The sequence below is a fragment of the Micromonospora sp. IBSANI012 genome (assembly GCF_052814045.1).
In genome coordinates this window covers 6,063,105-6,087,239 of record NZ_CP199933.1, presented here as the reverse complement: position 1 = coordinate 6,087,239, position 24,135 = coordinate 6,063,105, and the positions used below count along the sequence as shown (strand labels likewise).

The 24,135-nt window shown below is 73.5% G+C and carries 27 protein-coding genes; 14 read left to right on the top strand and 13 right to left on the bottom strand.

Going from position 1 to position 24,135, the window contains the following annotated elements; translation table 11 throughout:
- Positions 1 to 57 precede the first annotated feature (57 nt).
- Positions 58 to 906, bottom strand: a complete 849-nt coding sequence (locus ACTWM8_RS28185) for an aminotransferase class IV (RefSeq protein ID WP_446211580.1) — start codon at positions 904 to 906, stop codon at positions 58 to 60.
- A 54-nt stretch (positions 907 to 960) separates the two neighbouring features.
- Positions 961 to 1,410 carry a hypothetical protein gene (locus tag ACTWM8_RS28180; protein WP_446211579.1) on the bottom strand — a complete coding sequence of 150 codons (450 nt, stop codon included), beginning with the start codon at positions 1,408 to 1,410 and terminating at the stop codon, positions 961 to 963.
- Between the two features lie 125 nt (positions 1,411 to 1,535).
- Between ACTWM8_RS28180 and ACTWM8_RS28175 the strand changes: the two genes are divergently transcribed.
- From ACTWM8_RS28175 to ACTWM8_RS28155, 5 genes are all read left to right on the top strand, one after another.
- Positions 1,536 to 2,195 carry a TetR family transcriptional regulator gene (locus ACTWM8_RS28175; protein ID WP_446211578.1) on the top strand — a complete coding sequence of 220 codons (660 nt, stop codon included), beginning with the start codon at positions 1,536 to 1,538 and terminating at the stop codon, positions 2,193 to 2,195.
- A 31-nt stretch (positions 2,196 to 2,226) separates the two neighbouring features.
- Complete coding sequence (locus tag ACTWM8_RS28170; protein WP_088960086.1) at positions 2,227 to 2,631, top strand: Fur family transcriptional regulator; 405 nt, start codon at positions 2,227 to 2,229, stop codon at positions 2,629 to 2,631.
- Complete coding sequence (gene ygfZ, locus ACTWM8_RS28165; RefSeq protein WP_446211577.1) at positions 2,628 to 3,740, top strand: CAF17-like 4Fe-4S cluster assembly/insertion protein YgfZ; 1,113 nt, start codon at positions 2,628 to 2,630, stop codon at positions 3,738 to 3,740. The genes ACTWM8_RS28170 and ygfZ overlap by 4 nt, the downstream gene beginning before the upstream one ends.
- A 125-nt stretch (positions 3,741 to 3,865) precedes the next feature.
- The gene (locus tag ACTWM8_RS28160; RefSeq protein ID WP_210773660.1) at positions 3,866 to 4,693 is read left to right on the top strand and encodes a 3-keto-5-aminohexanoate cleavage protein; all 828 of its coding nucleotides are present in this window, start codon (positions 3,866 to 3,868) and stop codon (positions 4,691 to 4,693) included.
- A gap of 94 nt (positions 4,694 to 4,787) precedes the next feature.
- Positions 4,788 to 5,747 (top strand): asparaginase, encoded by a 960-nt coding sequence (locus tag ACTWM8_RS28155; RefSeq protein WP_446211576.1) that lies wholly within the window; start codon positions 4,788 to 4,790, stop codon positions 5,745 to 5,747.
- A gap of 250 nt (positions 5,748 to 5,997) precedes the next feature.
- Here the strand turns inward: ACTWM8_RS28155 and ACTWM8_RS28150 are convergent, their stop codons facing one another.
- The gene (locus ACTWM8_RS28150) at positions 5,998 to 6,789 is read right to left on the bottom strand and encodes an alpha/beta fold hydrolase (protein ID WP_446214704.1); all 792 of its coding nucleotides are present in this window, start codon (positions 6,787 to 6,789) and stop codon (positions 5,998 to 6,000) included.
- Between the two features lie 116 nt (positions 6,790 to 6,905).
- Here ACTWM8_RS28150 and ACTWM8_RS28145 point away from each other — a divergent pair, with 116 nt between their 5' ends.
- The 5 genes from ACTWM8_RS28145 to ACTWM8_RS28125 all read left to right on the top strand — a co-directional run bounded on the left by ACTWM8_RS28145 (position 6,906) and on the right by ACTWM8_RS28125 (position 10,173).
- Entirely contained in the window at positions 6,906 to 7,490 is a 585-nt protein-coding gene (locus tag ACTWM8_RS28145) for a helix-turn-helix domain-containing protein (protein ID WP_446211575.1), read from the top strand.
- Positions 7,487 to 8,155, top strand: coding sequence for a hypothetical protein (locus ACTWM8_RS28140; RefSeq protein ID WP_446211574.1), 669 nt, complete (start codon positions 7,487 to 7,489; stop codon positions 8,153 to 8,155). The genes ACTWM8_RS28145 and ACTWM8_RS28140 overlap by 4 nt, the downstream gene beginning before the upstream one ends.
- Positions 8,156 to 8,228: 73 nt before the next feature.
- Positions 8,229 to 8,543 (top strand): DUF2516 family protein, encoded by a 315-nt coding sequence (locus tag ACTWM8_RS28135; protein WP_154941624.1) that lies wholly within the window; start codon positions 8,229 to 8,231, stop codon positions 8,541 to 8,543.
- The gene (locus tag ACTWM8_RS28130) at positions 8,540 to 9,427 is read left to right on the top strand and encodes an alpha/beta fold hydrolase (RefSeq protein ID WP_446211573.1); all 888 of its coding nucleotides are present in this window, start codon (positions 8,540 to 8,542) and stop codon (positions 9,425 to 9,427) included. The genes ACTWM8_RS28135 and ACTWM8_RS28130 overlap by 4 nt, the downstream gene beginning before the upstream one ends.
- A gap of 11 nt (positions 9,428 to 9,438) precedes the next feature.
- Positions 9,439 to 10,173: an alanyl-tRNA editing protein gene (locus ACTWM8_RS28125; protein WP_377605708.1), complete on the top strand. Its 735-nt coding sequence runs from the start codon at positions 9,439 to 9,441 to the stop codon at positions 10,171 to 10,173.
- 47 nt (positions 10,174 to 10,220) lie between these two features.
- Here ACTWM8_RS28125 and ACTWM8_RS28120 read toward each other — a convergent pair whose 3' ends face one another.
- Positions 10,221 to 11,123: a GNAT family N-acetyltransferase gene (locus tag ACTWM8_RS28120; protein ID WP_446211572.1), complete on the bottom strand. Its 903-nt coding sequence runs from the start codon at positions 11,121 to 11,123 to the stop codon at positions 10,221 to 10,223.
- Between the two features lie 222 nt (positions 11,124 to 11,345).
- Complete coding sequence (locus ACTWM8_RS28115) at positions 11,346 to 12,023, bottom strand: nucleotidyltransferase domain-containing protein (RefSeq protein ID WP_446214703.1); 678 nt, start codon at positions 12,021 to 12,023, stop codon at positions 11,346 to 11,348.
- A gap of 78 nt (positions 12,024 to 12,101) precedes the next feature.
- Here ACTWM8_RS28115 and ACTWM8_RS28110 point away from each other — a divergent pair, with 78 nt between their 5' ends.
- Positions 12,102 to 13,019 carry an SDR family oxidoreductase gene (locus tag ACTWM8_RS28110; protein WP_446211571.1) on the top strand — a complete coding sequence of 306 codons (918 nt, stop codon included), beginning with the start codon at positions 12,102 to 12,104 and terminating at the stop codon, positions 13,017 to 13,019.
- On the opposite strand, the gene ACTWM8_RS28105 is transcribed toward ACTWM8_RS28110, so the two are convergent.
- Positions 13,010 to 14,002, bottom strand: a complete 993-nt coding sequence (locus tag ACTWM8_RS28105) for a helix-turn-helix transcriptional regulator (protein WP_446211570.1) — start codon at positions 14,000 to 14,002, stop codon at positions 13,010 to 13,012. The two genes, ACTWM8_RS28110 and ACTWM8_RS28105, sit on opposite strands and share 10 nt — an antisense overlap.
- Before the next feature lie 54 nt (positions 14,003 to 14,056).
- On the opposite strand from ACTWM8_RS28105, the gene ACTWM8_RS28100 reads away from it, so the two are divergent.
- Positions 14,057 to 14,848 carry an EI24 domain-containing protein gene (locus ACTWM8_RS28100; protein WP_446211569.1) on the top strand — a complete coding sequence of 264 codons (792 nt, stop codon included), beginning with the start codon at positions 14,057 to 14,059 and terminating at the stop codon, positions 14,846 to 14,848.
- 1 nt (position 14,849) lies between these two features.
- The gene (locus tag ACTWM8_RS28095) at positions 14,850 to 15,365 is read left to right on the top strand and encodes an O-acetyl-ADP-ribose deacetylase (RefSeq protein WP_446211568.1); all 516 of its coding nucleotides are present in this window, start codon (positions 14,850 to 14,852) and stop codon (positions 15,363 to 15,365) included.
- Between the two features lie 40 nt (positions 15,366 to 15,405).
- Here the strand turns inward: ACTWM8_RS28095 and ACTWM8_RS28090 are convergent, their stop codons facing one another.
- The 6 genes from ACTWM8_RS28090 to ACTWM8_RS28065 form a co-directional block, all read right to left on the bottom strand.
- A complete protein-coding gene (locus tag ACTWM8_RS28090) occupies positions 15,406 to 16,413 on the bottom strand; it encodes a LacI family DNA-binding transcriptional regulator (RefSeq protein ID WP_446211567.1) in 1,008 nt (335 codons plus the stop codon).
- Positions 16,414 to 16,432: 19 nt separating this feature from the next.
- Entirely contained in the window at positions 16,433 to 17,812 is a 1,380-nt protein-coding gene (locus tag ACTWM8_RS28085; RefSeq protein ID WP_446211566.1) for a GH1 family beta-glucosidase, read from the bottom strand.
- Positions 17,809 to 18,642 carry a carbohydrate ABC transporter permease gene (locus ACTWM8_RS28080; RefSeq protein ID WP_446211565.1) on the bottom strand — a complete coding sequence of 278 codons (834 nt, stop codon included), beginning with the start codon at positions 18,640 to 18,642 and terminating at the stop codon, positions 17,809 to 17,811. Before ACTWM8_RS28080 ends, ACTWM8_RS28085 begins: the two co-directional genes overlap by 4 nt.
- Positions 18,639 to 19,628 carry a carbohydrate ABC transporter permease gene (locus tag ACTWM8_RS28075; RefSeq protein WP_446211564.1) on the bottom strand — a complete coding sequence of 330 codons (990 nt, stop codon included), beginning with the start codon at positions 19,626 to 19,628 and terminating at the stop codon, positions 18,639 to 18,641. The genes ACTWM8_RS28080 and ACTWM8_RS28075 overlap by 4 nt, the downstream gene beginning before the upstream one ends.
- 70 nt (positions 19,629 to 19,698) lie before the next feature.
- A complete protein-coding gene (locus ACTWM8_RS28070; protein ID WP_446211563.1) occupies positions 19,699 to 21,006 on the bottom strand; it encodes an ABC transporter substrate-binding protein in 1,308 nt (435 codons plus the stop codon).
- Positions 21,007 to 21,278: 272 nt separating this feature from the next.
- Positions 21,279 to 22,037, bottom strand: a complete 759-nt coding sequence (locus ACTWM8_RS28065) for a maleylpyruvate isomerase family mycothiol-dependent enzyme (protein ID WP_446211562.1) — start codon at positions 22,035 to 22,037, stop codon at positions 21,279 to 21,281.
- Between the two features lie 70 nt (positions 22,038 to 22,107).
- On the opposite strand from ACTWM8_RS28065, the gene ACTWM8_RS28060 reads away from it, so the two are divergent.
- Positions 22,108 to 23,199 carry a UDP-N-acetylmuramate dehydrogenase gene (locus tag ACTWM8_RS28060; protein ID WP_446211561.1) on the top strand — a complete coding sequence of 364 codons (1,092 nt, stop codon included), beginning with the start codon at positions 22,108 to 22,110 and terminating at the stop codon, positions 23,197 to 23,199.
- Between the two features lie 152 nt (positions 23,200 to 23,351).
- On the opposite strand, the gene ACTWM8_RS28055 is transcribed toward ACTWM8_RS28060, so the two are convergent.
- On the bottom strand, positions 23,352 to 24,131 hold the full coding sequence (locus ACTWM8_RS28055) for a class I SAM-dependent methyltransferase (protein WP_446211560.1): 780 nt from the start codon (positions 24,129 to 24,131) through the stop codon (positions 23,352 to 23,354).
- Between the last annotated feature and the right edge of the window lie 4 nt (positions 24,132 to 24,135).

Genomic DNA, 24,135 nt, shown 5'->3' with positions numbered 1-24,135 from the left:
CTCCCCACCCCGGACCCGCGGTGATCGACAGCTCCGCGTCCCCGAACCGGGATGCGGTCAGGGAACGGGGTGGGCCAGGAGGGCCTGGAGGGCCGGGGTGTGCGGGGAGCGGGGGAGGCGCGTGGCGTCGAGGCTGCGGAACTCCGCCAGGCCGCGGACCGACGAGGTGAACCAGACGCCGTCGGCCTCGACCAGCCGCTGCGGCGTGGCCATCCGCTCGGCGGCGGCGAAGCCCAACTCCCCGGCGTGGGCGAGCAGCCAGGCGCAGGTGGCGCCGGGAAGGATGCCCGTCGCGGCGGCCGGGACGGTGCAGAGCGTCCCGCCCTCCAGCCACACCACGTTCGCGCTCGGCCCCTCCAGCACGTACCCGTCCGTGGAGATCCAGAGCACGTCGTCCACGCCGGTGCGGGCGGCCCAGCGCCGGGCGGCGCTGCTCACCCCGTACGAGGTGGACTTGACGCCGGTGGGGAGCCAGCCCAGCTCCGGCCGGGCCGCCGCGGCCACCCCGAGGGGCAGGGTGGCCACGCCGACACCGTCGAGCCGGGCCCGTCGGGCGGACGGCGGGACCTCGCCCAGGGTGGCGTAGACGGTCGGCGGGCCACCGCCCTCCGGGCCCCGGGTGCAGACCAGCCGCAGCGCCCCCTCCACCTCCGCCGGCCAGCCGGCGGCCACGCTCTCCAGCAGCTCGACCAGGGCGTCCTCGGCGGGCAGCGCCACCTCCACGGCGGCGGCGCCGGCCCGCAGCCGGGCCAGGTGCGCCGCGCGCAGCCAGGGCCGCCCGCCCCGCAGGTGCATGGTCTCGAAGAGGCCGTCGCCGTGCAGCACGCCGAGGTCGTCGCCGCGCAGCACCGGCTGCCCATCGGGTACGACGCCCCGGCCCAGCACGGCGACCCTGGTTGCCTCCATGACCGTCGAGCCTAGACAGTGGCCGGGGCGCCGGGTCGCGCTCGCCTGCCCGGGTCAGCCCCGCGCGGCGGCCAGTTCGGCGTTGGCCCGCTCAGTGACCAGGGTCAGCACGCGGGCGGCGACGGCCAGGTCGGCGGCGGGGATGTCCGCGTACACCCGGCCGGCGATGCCGGCACTGATCTCGGCGATCCGCCGCTGCCGGGCCCGGCCGGCGTCGGTCAGGCCCACCTGAACTTCCTCGGCGGGCAGCACCCGCACCAGGCCCGCCTCGGCCAACTCGGCGATCGTCGCCAGCACCGCCGCCGCGTCGACCTTCAGGGTGCTGGTCATCCGGTCGACCAGTCGGGAGCGGTCGAGCGTCCCGCCGGCGTTGGCGACGGCGTTGAGGGCCAGGGCCTGCGGGAAGGACGTGCCGGTCGGGGCCAGCTCGCGCTCGAGGACCGCCCGGGTGGCGTAGTGGGCCAAGCCGACGACCTGGCCGTTGAGGGTGGGACTGGTCGACATCGGTGGCTCCTTCGTTCGCTCCACGGTTTCGATACTCAGAGCATATTGAAACGCAGTTTCATTTGGCAACGGGTTTCTAAGGGTGTCGGGTCTCTTCGCGATCGGGATGCGGCTAGATTGCGGCCATGACCGCCGACTCCTCGACGTCCGACCGGGCCTTGCCGCTGCGGGAGCGCAAGAAGCTGCGGACCCGGCGCGCGCTCGCCGATGCCGCGCTGCGCTTGTTCACCGAGCGGGGCTTCGAGGCCACCACGGTGGAGGAGCTGGTCGACGCGGTGGAGGTGTCCCGGAGCAGCTTCTTCCGGATCTTCCCGGCCAAGGAGGCCGCCGCCATCGAGGCGGAGGCGGAGCTCTGGTCGGCCTACCTGGCCGCCCTGGAGCGGCGCGCCCTGTCCGGCCTCGTGCTCACCGAGCTGAGCGACCTGCTGGGCGAGGTGGTCACCGGGCTCGGGGCCGACTGGGCGGACCGCTACGTCGCCACCCGGCGGCTCGTGCTGACCTCGCCCGCCCTGCTGGCCTACGCCGCCCACTACCGCGCCGAGGTCGAGCAGCGGATCACCGACCGGCTGGCCGGCAAGCTCGCGCTGCCGCCCGGGGACCTCCGGCCCCAGGTCCTCGCCGAGGTCACCACCACCGCCTGGCGCCTGGCCGCCCGGGCCTGGGTGCACGGCGGCGGTCAGGGCGGGCTGCCGACTCTCGTCGAGCGGGTCGCGCGCGCCTTCCGGGCCATCCCGGCGAGCCTGGAGCTTTCCGCGCCGGAACGACCGGCCGGGGCCGAACTATGATCGGACGGTGTCCGAATCCTCCCTCGCGGAAATGCTCCGCTCCCGTGGGCTGCGGCTGACGGCGCAGCGGCAGCTGGTGCTCCAGGCCGTGCTGGACCTCGGGCACGCCACGCCGGAGCAGGTGCACACGGCGGTCCGGGAGGTCGCCGCGGGCGTCAACATCACCACCATCTACCGGACCCTGGAGCTGCTGGAGCGGCTCGGGCTGGTGACCCACACCCACCTGTCGCACGGGTCGCCGACCTATCACGCGGCGGGTGAGCACCAGCACGTGCACCTGGTCTGCCGCGAGTGCGGGGCGATCGACGAGATGGATCCCGAGCTGCTCCGTCCCCTCGCCGACCAGCTCGTGGCCGAGCGCGGGTTCCGGGTCGACATCGGGCACGTGGCGCTCTTCGGCGTCTGCGGCCACTGCGAGGACGGGGAACCGAAATGATCGACATTGCGGGAGCGGTGGCCGTCGAGGCCATCGACGAGGCCAGTCGCGACCAGCCGGAGCCGGCGCACCGCGCCGCCGGGGTCCGGGGCGTCGCCGCGCACTACGGGGACCCGATGCGCGAGCAGCGCACCCTGGCCACCGGGGTCGGCCTGGTCGACCGGTCGCACCGCGGGGTGGTCGCGGTGCCCGGCGAGGAGCGGATCGGCTGGCTGCACACGCTGACCAGCCAGCACCTCAACGCGCTGAAGCCCTGGCAGGGCACCGAGCTGCTGGTGCTCAGCCCGCACGGGCACGTGGAGCAGCACGCGATGGTCGCCGAGGACGGCGAGACCACCTGGCTCGACACCGAGCCGGGCGCCACCGAGGGGCTGCTGTCGTACCTGGAGAAGATGCGGTTCTTCAGCCGGGTCGAGCCGCGCGACGCCACCGCCGACCACGCGCTGCTCTCGCTGGTCGGTCCGGAGGCGGTCGCGGCCGTCGCGGCGCTCGGCGTCACCGGGCTGGCCGACCCCGACGTGGTCGCGGTGCCGGGTCCGAAGTTCCGCTCCGACGAGCTGCCGTCCCGGCCCACCGTCGTGTACGACGTGCGGCCGCTGCCCGTCGGCGGCTGGGCCCGCCGGGGCCCGCTCGGCGTGGACCTGCTGGTGCCCCGGCCCGCCATGGATCAGGTCGTGGCTGAGCTGCGCGGAAACGGGGTGCCGGTGGCCGGGCTGTGGGCGTACGAGGCGGTGCGGGCGGCCGCCCGGCTGCCCCGGGTGGGGGTGGACACCGACCACCGGACCATCCCCGCCGAGGTGGGTCTGATCGCCCCGGCGGTGCACCTGAACAAGGGCTGCTACCGGGGGCAGGAGACGGTGGCCCGGGTGCACAACCTGGGCAAGCCGCCGCGCCGGCTCGTACTGCTGCACCTGGACGGGGTGACCACCGACCAGCCGCCGGCCGCCGGCACGCCGGTGATCCTGGACGGCCGGGCGGTCGGCTTCGTCGGCACCGCCGTGCACCACTACGAGCTGGGGCAGGTCGCCCTCGCCGTGGTCAAGCGCAACGTGGGGGACGACGCCCACCTGCTGGTGGGGGAGACCGCCGCGGCGATCGACCGGGAGTAAGGGTGCCGGGCCCGCGCCCGCGTTGCAGGAGGTCTTCCTTCCCGCCGGGCGTGGACCCGCCATTCTTCCGTCGTGCCCGGCTCCGGCCGTCGACCGGAGCCGGTCGGGGCGGCTAGGATCCCGGCATGAGCACAGGGACGTTGATCACGGTTGCCCCCACCGGCGCGGAGTCGGCCAAGGCGGAGGTGCCGGCGCTGCCGGTGACCCTCGACGAGCTGCTGCTGACCGCCAAGGAGTGCGAGGCGCTCGGCGCCGCCGTGATCCACGTCCACATCCGCGACGACGAGGCGCGGCCGACGCTGGACCAGGGCCGGCTGCGGGACACCGTGGCGGCGCTGCGGGAGAGCACCGACCTGATCGTGCAGCTCTCCTCCGGCGGCGCGGTGACCGACCCGGAGTCCGCCCGGCTCGCCGTGCTCGACGCCGGGCCGGACATGGCCTCCTGCACCATGGGCACGCTCAACTTCGGCGACGACGTCTTCCTCAACCGGTGGGAGTTCATCGTCGACCTGCACACCCGGATGCAGGAGCGCGGCATCGTCCCCGAGTACGAGATCTTCGACCTGGGCCACCTCACCGCCCTGCAGCGGCTGCTCGGCAAGTACGGGCTGCCGCACGGCGGCCACGTGCACGTCGACTTCGTGATGGGCGTGCCGGGCGGCATGCCGGGCACCACCCAGGCGCTGGTCGCTGCCCACCAGGCGCTGCGTGACCTGCCGGCGGGCACCACCTTCTCGGCCACCGGCATCGGGCGCAGCACCATCCCGGTGCTGCTGGCCTCGCTCTCGGCCGGCGGCCACCTGCGGGTCGGCATGGAGGACACGGTCACCTACGCCAAGGGCCAGCCGGTCGAGTCCAACATGCAGCTGGTCGCCCGGGCGGTCGGTTTCGCCCAGCTCGCCCAGCGTCCGCCGCTGACCACCGCCGAGGCCCGTACGCTGCTCGGCCTGTAAGGCCGGCTCCGCCGCCCACCCCTGTACGGCCACCGCCGACGTCCCTGGTCACCCGGCTGCCGAGCCCTGCGGGGGCGTCGGTACCGTCCACTTCGTGGGAAAGACGTACGAGGGCGGCGTGCCGCTCGTCGAGGTGGTCCGGTCCGGCTTCGTGGAGGGCGTGCACCGCGGCTCGGTGATGGTGCTCGACGCCGGTGGCGCACCGGTGGCCGGGGCGGGGGACGTCACCTCGCCGATCTTCCCGCGCTCGGCGAGCAAGCCGATGCAGGCGATCGGGATGCTGCGCGCCGGCCTACCGCTGACCGACCCGGCCGACGTGGCGCTGGTCTCCGCCAGCCACGCCGGCGAGGAGTTCCACCTGGCCCGGGTGGCGGCGCTGCTGGCCCGGGCCGGGCTGGACGGCTCGGCCCTGCACTGCCCGCCCGACCTGCCCGTCGGCGAGGCGGCCCGGGAGGCGGTGCTGCGCGCCGGCGGCGGGCCGACCCGGGTGCAGATGAACTGTTCCGGCAAGCACAGCGGCATGCTGCTGACCTGCGTGGCGGCCGGCTGGCCGCTGGACGGCTACTGGCGGCCGGAGCACCCCCTGCAGCAGCGGCTGACCGCCACCATCGAGGAGTTCACCGGCGAGGAGGTGGCGGCCGTCGGGGTGGACGGCTGTGGCGCGCCGGTGCTCGCCGTATCGCTGACCGGGCTGGCCGGGGCGTACCTGCGGCTGGTCTCCGCCGAGCCGGGGTCGGTGGAGCGGACCGTGTCCGACGCGATGCGGGCGTACCCAGAGCTGGTCGGCGGGACCGGGGCCGAGGACACCCGGCTGATGCGGGGCGTACCCGGGGCGTTGGCCAAGGTGGGCGCGGAGGGCGTGATCGCCGCGGCCGTGCCCGGCGTGGGCGCGGTCGCCCTCAAGATCGACGACGGCGCCGCGCGGGCCCGGATGCCGGTGCTGGTCTCCGCGCTGCGCCGGCTCGGCGTCGACGCTGCGGTGCTGACCGAGTACGCCGAGCTGCCGCTGCTCGGCGGCGGCCTGCCGGTCGGGGTGGTGCGGGCCGCCTGGTGACGCCCGGTCCGCGCCCCGCCGCCTGACGCGAGGGGTGCGTCGCGTCAGGCGCGGCCAGGACCGCTGACCCGCTGCGGCGTTCGCGCGGCGGTGGGTCGCTACGGACCGTGCTGTCGGTCCGACGGTGCACCCGGATGAGCTTCATTCCTGCCAGGCATGAATATGCCTGACAGGAATACGCCCTCGCGGACCCGCCGCCCGCCGGCGGGACAGCCCGCAGGCGACGCCCGTGCGGGCGGGTCGGGCGCGCTCAGCGCAGGAAGTCGCGCAGGGCGGCGTCGACCGCCTCCGGGCGCTCCAGCGGCAGCAGGTGGGCGGCGTCCGGCACGTCGGGCAGGCGCACCGCGCCGGGCACCTCGGCCGCGATCCGGTCGGCGAGCCGGGAGATGTCCGGGACGTCGGCCGCGCCGGCGGTGACCAGCACCGGCAGCCGCAGCTCACCGAGGCGCTCGATCGCCGGCGGGTCGAGGTCGTCGACCTCCACCGCGCTGAGCGCCTGCTCGGCGGCGAGCGCCCGCTGGTCCATCTCCTCGGCGAAGGCGACCAGGCCCGGGTCGACGTCCTCCGGGCGGCGGCCGGGGCCGACCACCCAGAACCGCACCTCGCCGGCCGCGCTCGCCGCGAAGTCCTCCGGGTCCACCTCGCCGACCAGCGTCTCCCAGAGCTGCTCGGCCTCCTCGGACCACTGGTTGCCGGCGACGGCCGAGTCGAAGAGCGCGAGGGCGGAGATCCGTTTCGGGTGCGCCAGCGCGGTGTCGATCGCCACCGCACCGCCGAACGAGCAGCCGACCAGGGCCGCCCGGTCGATGCCCAGCGCGTCCAGCACCGCGACCACGTCGTCGTGGTGGGCGAAGGACGCCGGCGGCAGTTCGGAGTCGCCGTAGCCGCGCAGGTCGAGCGCGATCACCCGGTGCCGTTCGGCGAGAGCGGGCGCCAGGTGCCGCCACATCCGCCGGTCCGCGATGCCGGCGTGGAGCAGGAGCACGGGGCTGCCGCTGCCCAGGTCGTCGTAGGCGAGCCGGGCACCGTTGATGTCGATCATCGTCACGCGTGCAAGCTACCAGCGGACACCGGGACCGCAACCGCCTATTGTTACCTTGCTAACTCTGGCTAGCGCTTTGCTTGCTGTAGTTAGCACCGCGGACTACCGTTGGGCTCATGGCCGCACCCAAGGATCTACCCGACGTCGGCGGATTCATCCGTGACCTGCGCCGGAACGCCAAGATCTCGCTGCGCCAGCTCGCCGAGCAGGCCGGGGTGAGCAACCCGTACCTGAGTCAGATCGAGCGTGGGCTGCGCAAGCCGAGCGCCGAGGTGCTTCAGCAGCTCGCCAGCGCGCTGCGGGTCTCCACCCCGGCGATGTACCTGCGCGCCGGGCTGCTCGACGACAAGGAGGGTCAGGGGGTGCTCGCGGCGATCGCCGTCGACCCCGACCTGACGATGGCGCAGAAGCAGTCGCTGACCCAGATCTACGAGACCTTCCGCCGGGAGAACGTCCGGCTCGCCGAGGCGACCGCCGCGGCCGGCCCGGAAACCACTCCGGCGGCGGAACCCAGCGCACCGGCCCAGCCGACCGAAGCGGCCGCCACCGCCACGCCGGCCGCGACCGGCCCCACCACCCCCGACGGCACCCCGACCGAGGCCGTCCTGGAATCGGTCGCCGTCACCGAGGCGGGCCCCGCGCCCGCCCCCGTCACCGCCGACAGCAAGGCCGCGGGAGCGGCCGAGGAGGAGAAGTCATGACCCAGCCGAAGACCAACCGCATTCCGGCCCCGCTCTACGCCGCCGCCGGCGCCGGCGAGCTGGCGTACCAGCAGCTCCGCAAGCTCCCGACCGTGGTGAGCGAGCTGGGCACCAAGGTCGTCGCCGACGGCACCAAGGTGGTCACCGAGATCGGCGGCAAGGCCGTCGTCACCGGCTTCGAGCTGCGCCAGAAGGCCACCGAGACCTTCAAGACCGCCAACCTGACGGCGACCGGTCTGCGCGAGAAGGCCGTCCCGGCCGACCTCGACCTGGACAAGCTGCGCGAGGCCGCCACCCGCAACGCCGCCGTGCTGCTGGTCGGTGCGCAGGCCGCCCAGGAGCGCGCGCTGGCCGCGTACGGCGCGCTGATCGCCCGCGGTGAGCGCGTCGTCGGTGCCGGCGTGCTGGGGGCCGCCGACACCGTCAACGCCGACATCGAGGCGACCGACGCCACCCTGCCGGCCGAGGTGAAGGACGAGGTCGCGACGGCCGCCACCGCCGCCCCGGTCGAGGCGGAGATCCCCACCCCGGCCGAGGTCGCCGACGTCGTCGAGGCCAAGCCGGCCACCGCGAAGACCACCCGGGCGCGGGCCGCCAAGCCGGCCGCCACCCCGTCGGCGAAGCTGCCGAAGGCCACCAAGCGGACCCGTCCGGCCGCCGAGTAACCATCGCAAACCGGTACGACCCCGGAAGCGTCCTGTGGGACGTTTCCGGGGTCGTCGGCATATGCTGGCCGGCATGGCCATCGCCGCGCCGATCTTCGTCTTCGATGTCGTCTTCGTGATCGACCGGATCCTGCTCGTGTTCGCGCTGATCGTGCAGGGTGTCGCCCTGGTGCACGCGATCACCCAGCGGTCCGACGCGTTTCCGGCGATCGGCACCCTGCCCAAGGGCGGCTGGATCGCCATCCTGGCGGTCTGTCTGGTGCTCACCCTGCTCGGCTTCGGCGCGCTCAGCATCTTCGGGCTGATCGGCATCGCGGCGGGCCTGATCTACCTGCTCGACGTCCGGGTCGGGCTGCGCGACCTGCACGACGGCAAAGGGTTCTGGTGAGAGATTTCCGCTGGCCCCCGCCGCCCGACGGCGGACCCCGCACCTGGGGGCCCGGCCCGGGCGCGCCGCGTACCGGCCGACCGGCCCTGCCCGAGCCGGAGACCGAGCTGGTCACCACGCCGCACGGCGTACGGCTGGAGCGGCTGGTCACCGGCGCCGGTGAGCCGGCCACCGTCTTCGCGCACGGGCTCGGCAACGGCATCGCCACCACCCGCCCGTTCGGTAGCGCGGTCACCGGCCGCAAGATCTTCTTCCAGTTCCGCGGGCACGGGCGCTCCGACGCGCCGCCCGGCCCGTGGAGCTACCTGGACCTCGCCCGCGACCTGCGGGCGGTCGCCGACCTCGGTGGCGCCACCCGGGCGTTCGGAGCCAGCCTCGGGGCCGGGGCGCTCTGCCGGCTGCTGCTGGAAAGCCCCGACCGCTTCGAGAAGCTGGTCTTCTTCCTACCCGCGGTGCTCGACGCCCCGCGCGGCCCGGTCGCCCGGCAACGGCTGACCGACCTGCTGGACGCGGTGGCCGACGGTGACGCCTCGGCCGTCGCCGACGTGGTCTCGCTGGAGGTGCCGGCGGCGGTGCGCAACACCCCGGCGGGCTGGGCGTACCTGCGGCAGCGGCTCGACCAGCTGCTCCGTGACGGGCTCGCCCCCGGGCTGGCCGACCTGCCGGAGCAGGCCCCGCTGCGGGACGTCTCCGCACTCGCCGCGGTGACCGCCCCGGCGCTGGTGATCGGCTGTGCCGGCGACGACCTGCACCCGGCGCACGTCGCCGAGGAGTTGGCCGCCGCGCTGCCGCACGCCACCCTGCACCTCTACGACCGCCCGGGTTTCGCCTGGACCGAACGCGCCGACCTGCGGGAGCGGATCTCGACGTTCCTCAACGGGTAGCGTCTGCTGTCATGGGCGTCACACACCACGGCCGTACCCACCGTCTCGACCTCGCCGACCCCACCCTGCGGGAGTGGGAGTGCACGGTGCTCGCCGCCGACGAGCAGGGCGTCGTGCTGGACCGGTCCGCGTTCTACCCGGGCGGCGGCGGCCAGCCGCCGGACCACGGCGTGCTGCTCTGGCAGGGCGTGCAGACCCGGATCGTCGGCACCCGCAAGGGTGACGACCTCTACCTGATCCCGGCTGAGGGAGATCCGGTGCCGCCGGTCGGCACCACGGTCACCGGCGCGGTGGAAGACGAGCGGCGGACCCGCCTGATGCGCACCCACTCCGGCCTGCACGTGCTCTGCGGCGTCGTGTTCCGCGACTTCGGCGCGCTGGTCACCGGCGGCAACATGGAGCCGGGGGAGGCCAGGATGGACTTCAACCTGCCCGAGGTGCCGCCGGACTTCAAGACCCGGATCGAGGAGCTGGTCAACGCCGAGGTGGCCGCCGACCGGTCGGTCGCCGTGCGGGTGCTGCCCCGGGTCGAGGCGCTGGCCCTGCCGGACATCATCCGTACCCAGTCCAACCTGATCCCGCCGGACGAGCAGGAGGTCCGGATCGTCGACATCGTCGGGCTGGACGTGCAGGCCGACGGCGGCACCCACGTCGCCTCGACCGCCCAGATCGGCAAGGTGCAGGTGGTCAAGGTGGAGAGCAAGGGCCGCGCCAACCGCCGGGTCCGCGTCCGACTGGCGGACTGAGCGGGGTGTGTCCCCGGCACCGGTGGACCGGTGCCGGGGACGACGGGTCAGACGAGGTCCACGCGTTCCCGTTCGATCGGGTAGCCCGCGCGGGCGAAGATGGCGGCCATCGGGTGGTTGGTCTGGTCCGTGGCGGCCACGATCTCCGTCGCGCCGCCCTCGACCAGCAGGTGCGTCCCCTCGACCAGCAGGTCGTACGCGTAGCCGTGGCCGCGCTGCTCGGGGACCACGCCGACGAAGCCGATGATCGGATCGGTGTGGTTGCGGGCCGGCACGATGATGCCGACCAGCTCGCCGCTCGCGGTCCAGGCCAGTCGCCACCAGTCCCGCGGGCTCGGCAGCCAGAGCAGCAGGTCCAGTTCCTCCCGGGCCGCCGCGTCCGGCCCCGAGGTGGCGGTGGTGTGGCGGTTGTGGGCGTCCAGGCTGCCCTCGCCGACGCGGCGGAGGACGTCGAGGATCACGGCGTCGTCCGGTTCGGGGCGGAACGTGAGCCGACCCGGCCGGTCGGGCAGTCCACAGCCGGTGGTCCAGCGGTACCGGTACCGCTCGACCAGCACCGACATGCCGGCGGCCGTGGCGGCGTCGATCCGCGCCTGCGCCTGCGCCCGGACGGCGGGATCGTCGCGCCAGCCGGGTGGCAGCGAGAGCGAGTACTCCGCCCGCAGCGGTGCGGTCCGGAGCAGTTCCACCGCCGCGTCGGTGTCGGTGAAGTCGAACCAGTCGAGAGCCAGCGGCTGGTCGTCGTCCGGCCCACCCCACCAGGCGGCGCGGGCCACGACGACGTCGTCGCGCAGGGCGACCCAGGTCCATTCGGGGCGGTACTGGCCGGCTGCGGCCATGTCGAGGTAGCGCTCGCCGAACGCGGCACGGCCGACGAGAGCGGGGTCGGGCAGGGAGTCGAAGAGCTTTTCCTCGCCCGCGGTGATCGGGCGGATGACCAGGTCGGTCATGGGATCCTTCCGGGTGGTGACGTGCTCCCGGTTCAGGACCTCGGCGTCCTCGCCGTCGGGTGGGAGCACATGACAGTCGTGGTCGACATCGCGCTCACCTCCCTTTCGCTGATCGAGGACGCGGGCGGAGCTTAGCAGCGGGGCCGGCGGCCGGCCGAGCGGTTTTCGGCCGGGCAGTAAAGGGCCTACCCACGAAGATGGAGTTCGACGTGCAGTGACCGCTCAGCCGGCCGGCGGCAGGTGGGCGGCGCGCACGTCGAGCAGCCAACCCTCCACCGTCGCCTCGTCCGGCCGCTCCGGCAGCGGCGTGCGGATGGTGTCGAAGTCCCGCTGCGCCGCGGCGACCAGCGCCTCCGCCTCGTCCAGCGCGCCGCCGGCCACCCGCTCGCCGAAGGCCCGGAACCACTCCGGGTCGGCCAGCCGGATCTCCAGCACGCCGGTCGCGTAGAGCACCCGGCCCTGGTGCAGCAGCCGGGCCAGGTGCCGGGCGTGCTTGGCCGAGCGCCGCCGCCCGCCCACGGACGAGTCTCGGGTGGTGAGCTTGCGGAACTGCTGCGTGGCGTACCCGAGGTAGGCGTCGCGGACCCGGGGCGCGCTGAGGAACGCCGACCGGATGGCGATCAGCCGCTCGCCGAACTCCGTGCGGGTCTCGTAGCAGTCGTCCGGCAGCCACATCAGCTCGGTGGCGGTCGGGTTGCCGCTCAGCGCCAGCTTCGCGTACTTGCCGGCCTCGTGCAGGGTGACGTCCGGGTCGGTGGTGACCACCGACTCCCGGGGCGGGTGCAGGCCGTGGAAGGCCACCGTGGGCGCGGCGAAGACCCCGATCCGGTCGGTGTCCGAGCCGGGCCCGGCCAGCCCGTACGCGACCGAGCCGACGATCCCGGAGAGCAGCAGGTGCATGCCGGTGAGCATGACCGACGCGACCCGGGTCGCAAAACCGGACTTCGGCTGTCAGGTATCGGTGCCAGGCTCGACGGCATGACGACGACACCGCTGACAGGGAAGGTCGCGCTGGTCGCCGGGGCGACCCGGGGCGCCGGCCGGCAGATCGCCATCCAGCTCGGCGCGGCCGGGGCGACCGTCTACGCCACCGGCCGCAGCAGCCGCGCCGGCCGCTCGGAGATGGACCGGCCGGAGACCATCGAGGAGACCGCCGAGCTGGTCACCGCCGCCGGTGGCACCGGCATCGGGGTACGGGTCGACCACCTGGTGCCCGATCAGGTCCGCGACCTGGTGGCCCGGATCGACGCCGAGCAGGGCCGGCTCGACGTGCTGGTCAACGACATCTGGGGCAGCGATCCGCTGATCACCTGGGAGAAGCCGGTCTGGGAGCAGCCGCTGGAGGCCGGCTTCCGCACGCTGCGGCTGGCGGTGGACACCCACATCATCACCAGCCACTACGCACTGCCGCTGCTGATCCGCCGGCCCGGCGGCCTGGTGGTCGAGGTCGGCGACGGCACCCGCGAGTACAACGACATCCACTACCGGCTCTCGGTCTTCTACGACCTGGCGAAGACGTCGGTGAACCGGCTCGCCTTCACCCAGTCCCACGAGCTGGAGCCGCACGGCTGCAGCGCCGTCGCGCTCACCCCCGGCTGGATCCGCTCCGAGTCGATGCTGGAGCACTTCGGGGTGACCGAGGAGAACTGGCGCGACGGCGCCGCCAAGGACCCGCACTTCCTCATCTCCGAGACCCCGGCCTTCGTCGGGCGCGCGGTGGCCGCGCTGGCCGCCGACCCGGACCGGGCCCGGTGGAACGGGAAGTCCGTCGACAGCGGCAGCCTGGCGAAGGTGTACGGCTTCACCGACCTCGACGGCAGCCAGCCGCAGGGGTTCCGCTACATCGTCGAGGTGGTCGACGCCGGCAAACCGGCGGACGTCACCGGCTACCGCTGACCGGGGCGGCCTGACTCGTCGTACAGGGCGGCGAGCCGGGCCGCGGCCCCGGCCAGCCGGGCCCGCAGCTCGGGCGGGTCGAGCACCTCCACCTCGGGCCCGAGCCGCAGCACCAGGTGGTACGCCACCTCGACGGACTCGACGGGCAGCCGGGTGACCCGCCACCCCTGCCCGTCGGGCTCGCCGGCGGCGGCCGTCGCCTCCTCGTACGCGAAAGGCGCCTCCGCGACCCAGCGCAGCGCGCGCAGGCCGGCCGCACTGAGCCGGACGGTGATCTCGGCGCGCAGCATGCTCCGCAGGAACGCCTCCGCCTGCTCCCGCCAGTGGCCGCCCAGGTCGAAGCCCTCGTCCCGGGCGAAGGTCTCCTCGCCCGCCTGGACGGCGACCACCCGGTCCACCCGGTAGGTGCGCATGGCGTCGCCGACCCGGGCGACCAGGTACCAGACCCCGCTCTTGAGCACCAGCCCGTACGGCTCGACCCGCCGGCCGACCTCGCGGTCGCCGCGCCGGTAGCGCAGCTCGACCACCCGGTCCCGCCAGACCGCCCGGGCCAACTCGGCCAGCCACGGTGGCGGCGCGGACTCCCGGAACCAGCCCGGCACGTCCAGGTGGAACCGCTGCCCGGCGCGGGCGGGGGCGTCCCGCAGGCTCGGCGGCAGCGCGGCGAGCACCTTCAGCTCGGCGGCCGCCACCGCGTCCGCCAGCCCCATCTCGCCGGCCGGCCCGGGCAGGCCGGAGAGGAAGAGCGCCTCCGCCTCGTCCCGGGTCAGGCCGGTCAGCCGGGTCCGGTAGCCGCCGAGGAGGCGGTAGCCGCCGGCCCGGCCCCGGTCGGCGTAGACCGGCACTCCGGCGGCGGAGAGCGCCAGCACGTCCCGGTAGACCGTCCGCTCGGACACCTCCAGCTCGCGGGCCAGTTCGGCGGCGGTCATCGTCTCGCGGGACTGCAACAGCAGCACCAGGGAGATCAGTCGGGACGCGCGCACCCGACCATCCTGCCCGGACGCGGGGGGTGCCGGTGACCACTAGGCTCTCCGCTCGTGAACGCACCCAGCATCGCCGCGCCGGTCACCGGCGCTGTCGGTCGGTTTTTCTCCGGCGTCGGGCTGCTCCTGCGCGGCCTCGGCCTCTACGTCCGCAGCCCGGGGCTGATGCTGCTCGGCATCGTGCCGGCGCTGATCTCCGGTGCGGTCTTCCTGTCCGCCTTCGCCGCCCTGGTGTACTTCGTGGACGACCTGGCCGCGCTGGTCACCCCGTTCGCCGACGACTGGTCGACCACCGCGCGCAGCCTGGTCCGGGTGATCGCCGGGTTGGCCTTCCTCGGGCTGGGCGGGCTGCTGGCGGTGGTCAGCTTCACCGCGGTCACCCTGGTCATCGGTGACCCGTTCTACGAGAAGATCTCCGAGCGGGTGGAGGAGCGCCTCGGTGGCACCCCGGGCGCGGTGGAGGTGCCGTTCTGGGGATCGCTGCGGCGCAGCCTCGTCGACTCGCTGCGGCTGGTCGGGCTGTCGGTGCTGTTCGGCATCCCGCTCTTCGCCGCCGGGTTCATCCCGGTGGTCGGCCAGACGGTGGTGCCGGTGATCGGGGCGGCGGTGGGTGGCTGGCTGCTCGCCGTCGAACTGGTGGGGGCGCCGTTCTCCCGGCGCGGGCTGCGGCTGCCCGACCGCCGGTCGATCCTGAAGGCCGACCGGCCCACCACGCTCGGCTTCGGCGTGGCGGTCTTCCTCTGCTTCCTGATCCCGCTGGGCGCGGTGCTGGTCATGCCGGCCGCCGTCGCCGGGGCCACCCTGCTCACCCGCCGGTCGCTCGGTCAACCCGTCGAGGAGAGCTGACATGGAGATCACCCTCGTCGAGGGCGACATCACCGCGCAGCAGGTCGACGTGGTTGTCAACGCCGCCAACTCGTCCCTGCTCGGCGGCGGGGGAGTGGACGGCGCGATCCACCGCCGGGGCGGCCCGGAGATCCTGGCGGAGTGCCGTGCCCTGCGCGCCTCCCGGTACGGTCGGGGTCTGCCCACCGGGCAGGCGGTCGCCACCACCGCCGGGAACCTGCCCGCCCGCTGGGTGGTGCACACCGTCGGGCCCGTCTTCTCGGCCACCGAGGACCGTTCGGCGCTGCTGCGCGACTGCTACGCCAACAGCCTGCGGACCGCCGACGAGCTGGGCGCCGCCACGGTGGCGTTCCCGCTGATCTCGGCCGGCGTCTACGGCTGGCTGGTCGACGACGCCGTGCGCCAGGCGCTGAACGTGCTGCGCGCCGCCACCCCGGCGCACGTCACCGAGGCCCGGTTGGTGCTCTTCGGCGCCGCCACCCACGCGACCGCGCAGCGGGTCCTCGCCGAGGGCTGACCGGTTCGGCTCAGCTCGCCTCCCGGCACCCCATTGGAGGTCAAGCGGACTCGCGCACCACCAGCTCGGTCGGCAGGATCACCGACTCCTCGATCGCCTCGCCCGCGGCGAGCCGCAGCAACTGCCGGGTCATCTCCCGGCCCAGCTCCACGATCTCCCAGCGCACCGTGGTCAGCGGCGGCTCGGTGTAGGCCGCCGTCTCGATGTCGTCGAAGCCGATCACCGCGACGTCGTCCGGCACCCGCCGCCCCGCCTCGCGCAGGGTCCGCAGGGCGGCGTGCGCCATCAGGTCGCTGGCGGCGAAGACCGCGTCCAGGTCGGGGTGCGCGGTGAGCAGCTGGTGCATGGCCGCCGCCCCGGACTCGCGGGTGAAGTCGCCGTACGCGACCAGCTCGTCCAGCCCGGCGGCGGTGACCGTCTCCCGGTAGCCGGTGAGCCGCTCGATGCCGGCGATCATGTCCTGCGGGCCGGCGATGCTGGCGATCCGGCGGCGACCGTTCTCGATCAGGTGCCGCACCGCCCGGGTCACCCCGCCGACGTTGTCGACGTCGACGTACGGCACCCGCGCGCCGTCGAGCGGGCGGCCGGCGCAGACCACCGGGATGCCGAGCCGGGCCAGGGTGCCGGGCAGCGGGTCCGCCCCGTGCAGCGAGGCGAAGAGCACTCCGTCGACGTGCCGGCCGGTGGTGTACCGCTCGACCCGTTCGTGACCGGCCGCCGACCCGGCGAGCATCAGCACCAGCTGCTTGTCGGCCGCCTCCAGCTCCTGGGCCGCCCCGCGGATGATCCCCGGGAACACCTGGTCGTCGGAGAAGACCCGGGTGGCCTCCTCGGGCATGACCAGGGCGACCGAGTCGGTCCGCTGGGTGACCAGGCTGCGGGCGGCCAGGTTCGGCACGTACCCCAGCTCGGCCACGGCCCGGCGGACCGCCTCCTGGATCGGCTCGGCCACCGTGGTGGAGCCGTTGACCACCCGGGACACGGTCGCCCGGGACACCCCGGCCCGGCGGGCGACCGCCTCCAGGGTCGGTCGCTGCGCGGTCGTCATCCCCGTCACCACCACCTCGTCACAGCCCGTTCCGGGAGATCACCTCCTGGTACCACCGGGCGCTGGATTTCGGTGTGCGCCGCTGGGTCAGGTAGTCGACGTGGACGATCCCGAACCGCTTCCGATAGCCCTCGGCCCACTCGAAGTTGTCCAGCAACGACCATACGAGATAGCCGCGCAGGTCCACCCCCCGGGCGATGGCCTGGTGCGCCGCCCGCAGGTGCCCGTCGAGGTAGGCGATCCGGTCGGTGTCCATCACCTGGCCGAGACCGTCCGGGCCGTCGGCGCCGGGCTTGTCCGGGAAGGCGCCGCCGTTCTCGGTGATCAGCATCGGCAGCCCCGGGTAGTCCCGGGCGATCCGCTCCAGCAGCCGGGTCAGCCCGGTCGCCTCGATCATCCACCCCATGTCGGTCAGCGGGCCGGTGGGCGGCAGGAACTCCACCACGCCCTCGGTGCCCGGGTACGCCCCGCCGCCGGCGGCGTCCGGACGGCCGGCGACGTAGGTCGGGGCGTAGTAGTTCACGCCGAGCAGGTCGATCGGCGCGGCGATGATCTTCTCGTCGCCGTCCCGGATGAACGTCGGCTCCACCAGCCGGCCGAGGTGCGCCAGCACGTCGTCCGGGTAGCCGGCGCCGGTCAGCGGGTCGAGGAAGATCCGGTTGTGCAGGCCGTCGACCAGCCGGGCGGCGGCGACGTCGGCGGCGCTGGCCGGGTCGGCGGGCTGCACGTCGGCCGGGTTGAGGGTGATCCCGAGGGTCGGCGCGCCGGCCGCGCGCAGCGCGCGGGCCGCCAGGCCGTGCCCCAGCAGGAGATGGTGTACGGCGGCGAAGGCCGCCCCCGCGTCCCGCTCGCCCGGCGCGTGCACCCCGTTGCCGTACCCGAGGTACGCCGAGCACCAGGGCTCGTTGAGCGTGGTCCAGGTGCGGACCCGGTCACCGAGCCGGCTGTGCACGGCGACGGCGTAGTCGGCGAGGTGCTCGGCGGTGTCCCGGTTGGTCCAGCCGCCCCGGTCCTGGAGGGCCTGCGGCAGGTCCCAGTGGTAGAGCGTGACGATCGGGTCGACGCCCCGGTCGAGCAGCGCGTCGGTGAGCCGGTCGTAGAAGTCCAGCCCGCGCGGGTTGACCGGGCCGGTGCCGTCCGGCTGGATCCGGGGCCAGGCCACCGAGAAGCGGTACGCCCTCAGCCCCAGCTCCGCCATCAGCGCCACGTCGTCGGCGTACCGGTGGTAGTGGTCGCAGGCGACGTCGCCGGTGTGCCCCTGGAAGACCTTCCCCGGCGTACGGCTGAAGGTGTCCCAGATCGACGGGCCGCGACCGTCGTCGTGGACCGCGCCCTCGATCTGGTACGCCGCGGTGGCGGCGCCCCAGACGAAGCCCTCGGGAAAACGCAGCTCACTCACGCCTTGACCGCACCTTCCATGATGCCGCCGATGATCTGGCGGCCGAACACGATGAACACCAGCAGCAGGGGCAGGGTCGCGATGGCCGTACCGGTGAACACCTGCGACATGTCCTGGTAGTACCCGTCCGACAGGGCCCGCAGCGACAGCTGCACGGTCGGGTTCTCCGGGTCGTTGAGCACCGCGTACGGCCAGAGGAAGTCGTTCCAGGTGGTCATGAAGGTGAGCAGGCCGAGGACGGCGGCGGCGGGGCGCAGCGCGGGCAGCACCACGTTCCAGTAGATCCGCGCGGTGCTGCACCCGTCGATCCGGGCGGCCTCGATCAGCTCGGTGCTGACCGCCTGGCCGGCGTACTGGCGCATCATGAAGACCCCGAAGCCGGTCACCAGCGCCGGCACGATCACGGCCGGCAGCCGGTCGTTCCAGTTCAGCTTCGTCATCAGCATGTACAGCGGAATGACGCCGAGCTGGGTGGGCACCATCATCGTCGCGATGATGATCATCAGCAGCGCGTTGCGGCCACGGAATCGGAGCTTGGCGAAGGCGAAGCCGGCCAGGGTGGAGAAGAAGACCACCGAGACGGTGACCGACACCGCCACGATCGTGGAGTTCACCAGGCCGGTCAGGAAGTACGCGTCGGTGTTGGCGAAGAGCCGGGCGATGTTCGCGCCCAGGTTGCCGCCGGGGGTGACCGGAGGCGGCACCTCGCCCATCGCGTCGCTGGTGCGGCTGGCGACCACGAACATCCAGTAGATCGGGAAGATCGACAGGAGGGCGGTGAGGGCCAGTGCCGCGTAGGTGAGCCGGCCGGCCGACCAGAGTCGGGTCATCGGGATTCCTCCTTGCGCCCGCCGCCGCCGAGCCGGCGCAGGACCAGCACGTTGATGGCCGCGACCACCGCGATCAGCGCGAAGAGCAGCCAGGCGATGGCGGAGCCGTAACCGAAGTTGTAGTGCGGCGCGAAGGCGTTCTCGAACATGTACATGGTCACCGTCTGCGACTCGCGCAGCGGCCCGCCCCGGATCGCGTTGGTGCCGGAGTTGAAGAGGCGGGGCTCGGTGAAGAGCTGGAGCCCGCCGATGGTGGAGATGATGACCGCGAAGATGATCGTCGGCTTGAGCAGTGGCACGGTGATCGACCAGAACTGCCGGGCCCGGCCGGCACCGTCGATCGAGGCGGACTCGTACAGGTCGCGCGGGATGGCCTGCATCGCGGCCAGGAAGATCAGCGCGTTGTAGCCCGTCCATCGCCAGTCGACCATGGTCGAGATGGCCACCCAGGAGGCGAACCGGTTGGCCTTCCAGTCGATCGCGTCGATCCCGACGATGTCGAGCAGCCAGTTGATCATGCCGAACTCGCGGCCGAAGAGCACGCCGAAGACGATCGCCACCGCGGCGGTGGAGGTGACGTTGGGGATCAGCACCGCCATCCGCCAGCCCGTCCGCGCCCGCAGCTGCCGATTCAGCAGGTTGGCCAGCCACAGCGCGAGGAGCAGCTGCGGGACGGTCGAGATGACGAAGATGCCGAGGGTGTTGACCACCGAGTGCCAGAAGTCGGGGTCGGCCATCAGCTGGGTGTAGTTCTGCGCCCCGATGAACGCGGGGTCGACCCCGAGCAGGTCCCAGTCGTGCAGCGAGACCCAGAAGGTGTAGACCAGCGGGTAGATCCCGAAGACCGCGAAGAGCAGGAAGAACGGGGCGATGTAGAGGTAGGGCGAGTACCGGGTGTCGAACCGGGCGAGCCGGTTGCCCCGGTTCGAGCGGGCGTGGCGCGGCGCCGGTACGACCGGGGGGCGCGCGTCGAGCTGGACGGCCATGCCGTGGACTCCTTCTCCGCCGGGCGGGCGGGACCGGCGACGCCGAACCCGCCCGCCCGCCTGGCTCGGGCTACTTGGCGGCGGCCTTCTTCGCGTTGTTGACGGCGTCGTTCCAGCCCTGCTCGGGGGTGCGCTGGCCCAGCTCGACGGTGCGCACCGCGTTCTCCACCTCGGTGCGGACGGCCTGGTTCTTCGGGCCCATGTAGACCGGCTTCAGGCTCTTGGCGCCGGTGCCGAAGATCTTGCCGACCGGGGCGGCGGAGAAGTACGCGTTCGCCGAGTCGACGATCGCCGCGTCGTCGAGCGCCTGCGGCGACGACGGCAGCGGGCCCTTGGCCTTGAACGCGCCGATCTGGCCCTTGGCGCTGGTCAGGAACTTGGCCAGCTCGATCGCCTCGGCCTGGTGCTTGCTCTGCTTCGGCACGGCGAGGAACGAGCCACCCCAGTTGCCGCCGTTGCCGGGGACCTGGGCGATGTCCCACTTGCCCTTGGCGGCCGGGCCGGCGTTGCCCTCGATGACGCCGGTCATCCAGGCGGGGCAGGCGATGGTGGCGAACTTCGACTGCTTGAAGGCGGAGACCCACTCCTCCGACCAGGAGCCGTACTTGCCGGAGAGGCCGGAGTCGATGATGTCGACGGTGGTGTCGAAGGCCTGCTTCACGGCCGGGTTGCTGTCGACCACCAGCTTGTCGCTGGTGTCGTAGTAGCTGTAGCCGGAGGTGTTGCCGGCGGTCTGGAGCAGGATCGTGTTGAACGTGTTGGTCGCCGCGTCGAGGAAGGACGCTCCGGTGTTGGCGGCCTTGAACTTTTCGCCGGTGGCGATGTAGTCCTGCCAGGTCGGCCAGAGCTTGGAGACCTCGTCCCGCTCGGTGGGCAGGCCGGCCTTGGCGAAGAGGTCCTTGCGGTAGCACATCGCGATGCCGCCGACGTCGGTGCCGAGGCCGATCAGCTGCTTGCTGTCGGCGGTGAGCCCCTGGTTCCACTTCCAGTCGAGGAAGTTGCCCTTGAGGTCGGCGGCCCCGTGGTCGAGCAGGTTGACGAAGTTCTGCGGGTTGGCCTTGTACTCGACCAGCAGCCCCTCCTCGATGGCCACCACGTCGCCCGCGCCCTTGCCGGCGGCGAGCCACTGGGTGAGCTTCGGCGAGTACTCGTCGAGGTTGCTGCCGGTGCCCCGCTCGACGATCTTCACGTCCGGGTGGCTGGCCATGTACTCCTTGTAGAGCTCCTCGTAGCCGAACTGGCCGAAGACGTCGACGGTCAGCGTGATCGGCCCGTCCTTGGCGGAGTCGTCGTCGCCGGCGCAGGCGGCGGTGCCGAGCAGGGCGGTGGTGGCCACCAGGGCCACCGCCGCCAGACGGCGGCGCGAAAAGGTACCCATCTTCCTCGGATTCCTCTCAGGTCAATCGGTGGTGGAGCGGGTGGACCTGCTGGTGAGCGAGCCGCAGCCCGGGTCCTGACACGATCGTGAGGGGCTGAGAGAGCGCTCTCACGACAGCGTTGCGGCTCCCCCGGCCGGTGTCAAGAGAGCGCTCTCTCGTCGCGTCCGAGCCGTGACCTGACGACCCCCGGACACGCGAAGAGTGGCCATTCGCGGGGAATGGCCACTCTTCGCGGATAGCGCGGGTGCGGGACCGGGAGGTCCGGCGAGGGTCAGCCGGTGCGCAGGCCGTCCAGGAGGGTGCGGTCGCCGGTGACGCCCAGGGCGTCGTACCCGATCCGACCCCAGAGGGCGAGCAGCAGGTCGCTGGCGGTGCCGGTGACCTGGACCCGGGCGTGGTGGTCCTCGTGGCCGAAGACGGTGGCGGTGTCGAGCAGGGCCACCCCCTCGCCGCGCAGCCGCAGGTACCAGTCCTGCGCGGCGTCGGTCGCGGTCAGCTGGACCACCCCGTGCCACTGGCCCGGCACCGCCCGGCGCCCGGCCGGCAGCCAGGTGTCCAGCACCTCGCTGATCCCATCCGCGGCGAGCTTGGCCTCGATCGGCTCACCGGCGGCGATGGCGAGCTGGGCGTCCCAGCGGTGCACCGCCGTCTCGTGCGCCATCCGGCGCGGCCAGAAGCCGGCCTTCTTCGGCTGCGGCGCCCAGTTCCACGCCGGCGCCTCCGGGTCCAGGGTGTCGAAGAGGGTCATCAGCTGGTCGTACCCGTGCTGCCACAGCTGGAGCGGGGTCACCCCGCTGGGCAGCTCCGCGCGGTCCGGGCGGGCCGGCTGGCCGGTCTCGCCCGAGCCGACGAACGAGTGCACCCAGTGGTAGATGCCGGCGAGGTGCAGGGTGAGGTCGGCGACCGTCCAGCCCGGACAGGACAGCACCGGCGTCTCGGGCGGCGCCTCGGCCACCGCGGCGGCGAACGCCGGGCCGTCCACCCGGAGCGCCCCGATCCAGAAGTCCTTCGTGCCGTGCAACCTGCTCATCGCAATCCTCCCGGGGGTGACCGGGCCACCAGTGGGTGCCGCGGCTACCCCTCAGCCTAGGGTGAGAGGCGTGTCAGACGTCTACGCCCAGCCGACAACCGGAGCCGACCCCGCCGACCCGGCCACCCTGGCGAGATACACCACGCTGCGCCTCGGCGGCCCCGCCAGCCGGCTGGAGACCGCCACCAGCGCCGAGGAAATCGTACGAACCGTGCGCCAGGCGCGACAGCGGGACGAGCCCGTCCTCATCCTCGCGGGCGGCAGCAACGTCGTGGTGGGCGACGACGGCTTCCCCGGCACGGTCGTGCTGGTCCGGTCGCGGGGGCTGCGGGTGGTCGCCGAGGACGCCGACACCGTCACGGTACGGGTCGAGGCCGGCGAGCCCTGGGACGACCTGGTCGCCGCCACCGTGGACAACGGCTGGTCGGGGCTGGAGTGCCTCTCGGGCATCCCCGGCTCGGCCGGCGCCACCCCGATCCAGAACGTCGGCGCGTACGGCCAGGAGGTCGCCGAGAGCATCACCGGCGTCCAGGTGTACGACCGCGCCGACGACAGCCTCGGCCGGGTCGAGGCGGCGGACTGCGGCTTCGCGTACCGGTCCAGCATCTTCAAGTACAGCGACCGCTGGGTGGTGCTCTCGGTCGACTTCCGGCTGCGCCGCTCCACGCTCTCCGGCCCGGTGCGCTACGCCGAGCTGGCCCGGGCGCTCGGCGTCGAGGTGGGCGACCGGGTGCCGCTGGCCGACGCCCGCGCGACGGTGCTGAAGCTGCGCGCCGGCAAGGGCATGGTGCTCGACGCCACCGACCCGGACACCTGGTCGGTGGGCTCGTTCTTCACCAACCCGGTGCTCGACCGGGAGGCGTACGAACTGCTGCGCGAACGCGCCACCGACCTCGGCGAGCCGCCCTCCTGGCCCTGCCCCGGCGACATGGTGAAGGTCAGCGCCGCCTGGCTGATCGACAAGGCCGGCTTCACCAAGGGCCACCCCGGCCCCGAGGGCACCGCGATCTCCAGCAAGCACACCCTGGCCCTGACCAACCACAGCGGCACCGCCAGCACGGCGGCCTTGGTCGCCCTCGCCCGCGACATCCGCGACACGGTCCACACCCGCTTCGCCGTCACCCTGCACCCCGAACCCGTCCTGATCAACTGCACCATCTGACCCCACCCCCGCCCCAGCCCCCGGCCGAGACCGCGTTGATCAAGAAGTTTGCGTCACCCCAGGCCGGATTCCTGACCGAAACTTCTTGATCATCCGGGTGCGGGTGCGGGTGCGGGTGCGGGTGCGGGTGCGGGCGGGGGGCGGCGGGTGGGTTAGGTGGGGGCGACGGCGGGCCAGGGGAGGGTGAGTTCGCCCTGGCGCCAGCGGTGCGGGCGGTCGAGGACCGGCCAGCCGGCCTGCTTGAGGGCGCCGACCGCGCGGAGCCAGCGCTGGCGGGGGCCGAACGGGGCGTAGCCGGCGGCGGCCTGCCAGGCGTCGTCGAGGGCGCGGATCAGGTCGTGCACCCGCTCGCCCGGAACGTTGCGGTGGATCAGCGCCTTGGGTAGGCGTTCGGCCAGCTGGGCCGGGGTCTCCAGGGTCGCCAGCCGGGCCGCCAGGGTGAGCGTGCGCGGGCCGGCCGCGTCGACCAGCACCCAGCTGCCCAGCCGGCCCAGCTCGTCGCAGGTCCCTTCGACCAGCGCCCCGCCCGGGGCGAGCCGGCCGGTGACCGTCCGCCAGGCGGCGGCGACCTCGCTCTCGTCGTACTGGCGCAGGACGTTGAAGGCGCGCACCAGGACCGGACGCAGGCCGGCCAGCTCGAAGCCGCCCCGGGCGAAGGTCAACCCGGGCGGGTCGGCGGCGGGCGCGGCGGCGGCCACGCGTACCGGATCGATCTCCAGCCCGACCACCCGCACGTCGGCGCGGACCCCGGTGGCCAGCCGGGCGCGCAGCTCCACGGCGGTGACCGGGGTGGTGCCGTAGCCGAGGTCCACCACCAGCGGGTCGGCGGCGGCGCGGAGCCGGTCGCCGCAGGTGGCCACGATCCAGTTGTCCACCCGCCGCAGCCGGTTGGGGTTCGTCGTCCCCCGGGTCACCACGCCCTGGGGCCGCACCGGC

Bases quoted from the DNA above. Each gene is read 5' to 3' on its own strand.
- ACTWM8_RS28185 (WP_446211580.1), bottom strand. From the start codon at position 906: ATGGAGGCAACCAGGGTCGCCGTGCTGGGCCGGGGCGTCGTACCCGAT.
- ACTWM8_RS28180 (WP_446211579.1), bottom strand. From the start codon at position 1,410: ATGTCGACCAGTCCCACCCTCAACGGCCAGGTCGTCGGCTTGGCCCAC.
- ACTWM8_RS28175 (WP_446211578.1), top strand. From the start codon at position 1,536: ATGACCGCCGACTCCTCGACGTCCGACCGGGCCTTGCCGCTGCGGGAG.
- ACTWM8_RS28170 (WP_088960086.1), top strand. From the start codon at position 2,227: ATGCTCCGCTCCCGTGGGCTGCGGCTGACGGCGCAGCGGCAGCTGGTG.
- ygfZ (WP_446211577.1), top strand. From the start codon at position 2,628: ATGATCGACATTGCGGGAGCGGTGGCCGTCGAGGCCATCGACGAGGCC.
- ACTWM8_RS28160 (WP_210773660.1), top strand. From the start codon at position 3,866: ATGAGCACAGGGACGTTGATCACGGTTGCCCCCACCGGCGCGGAGTCG.
- ACTWM8_RS28150 (WP_446214704.1), bottom strand. From the start codon at position 6,789: ATGATCGACATCAACGGTGCCCGGCTCGCCTACGACGACCTGGGCAGC.
- ACTWM8_RS28145 (WP_446211575.1), top strand. From the start codon at position 6,906: ATGGCCGCACCCAAGGATCTACCCGACGTCGGCGGATTCATCCGTGAC.
- ACTWM8_RS28140 (WP_446211574.1), top strand. From the start codon at position 7,487: ATGACCCAGCCGAAGACCAACCGCATTCCGGCCCCGCTCTACGCCGCC.
- ACTWM8_RS28135 (WP_154941624.1), top strand. From the start codon at position 8,229: ATGGCCATCGCCGCGCCGATCTTCGTCTTCGATGTCGTCTTCGTGATC.
- ACTWM8_RS28125 (WP_377605708.1), top strand. From the start codon at position 9,439: ATGGGCGTCACACACCACGGCCGTACCCACCGTCTCGACCTCGCCGAC.
- ACTWM8_RS28120 (WP_446211572.1), bottom strand. From the start codon at position 11,123: ATGACCGACCTGGTCATCCGCCCGATCACCGCGGGCGAGGAAAAGCTC.
- ACTWM8_RS28115 (WP_446214703.1), bottom strand. From the start codon at position 12,023: ATGCACCTGCTGCTCTCCGGGATCGTCGGCTCGGTCGCGTACGGGCTG.
- ACTWM8_RS28110 (WP_446211571.1), top strand. From the start codon at position 12,102: ATGACGACGACACCGCTGACAGGGAAGGTCGCGCTGGTCGCCGGGGCG.
- ACTWM8_RS28095 (WP_446211568.1), top strand. From the start codon at position 14,850: ATGGAGATCACCCTCGTCGAGGGCGACATCACCGCGCAGCAGGTCGAC.
- ACTWM8_RS28090 (WP_446211567.1), bottom strand. From the start codon at position 16,413: ATGACGACCGCGCAGCGACCGACCCTGGAGGCGGTCGCCCGCCGGGCC.
- ACTWM8_RS28080 (WP_446211565.1), bottom strand. From the start codon at position 18,642: ATGACCCGACTCTGGTCGGCCGGCCGGCTCACCTACGCGGCACTGGCC.
- ACTWM8_RS28075 (WP_446211564.1), bottom strand. From the start codon at position 19,628: ATGGCCGTCCAGCTCGACGCGCGCCCCCCGGTCGTACCGGCGCCGCGC.
- ACTWM8_RS28070 (WP_446211563.1), bottom strand. From the start codon at position 21,006: ATGGGTACCTTTTCGCGCCGCCGTCTGGCGGCGGTGGCCCTGGTGGCC.
- ACTWM8_RS28065 (WP_446211562.1), bottom strand. From the start codon at position 22,037: ATGAGCAGGTTGCACGGCACGAAGGACTTCTGGATCGGGGCGCTCCGG.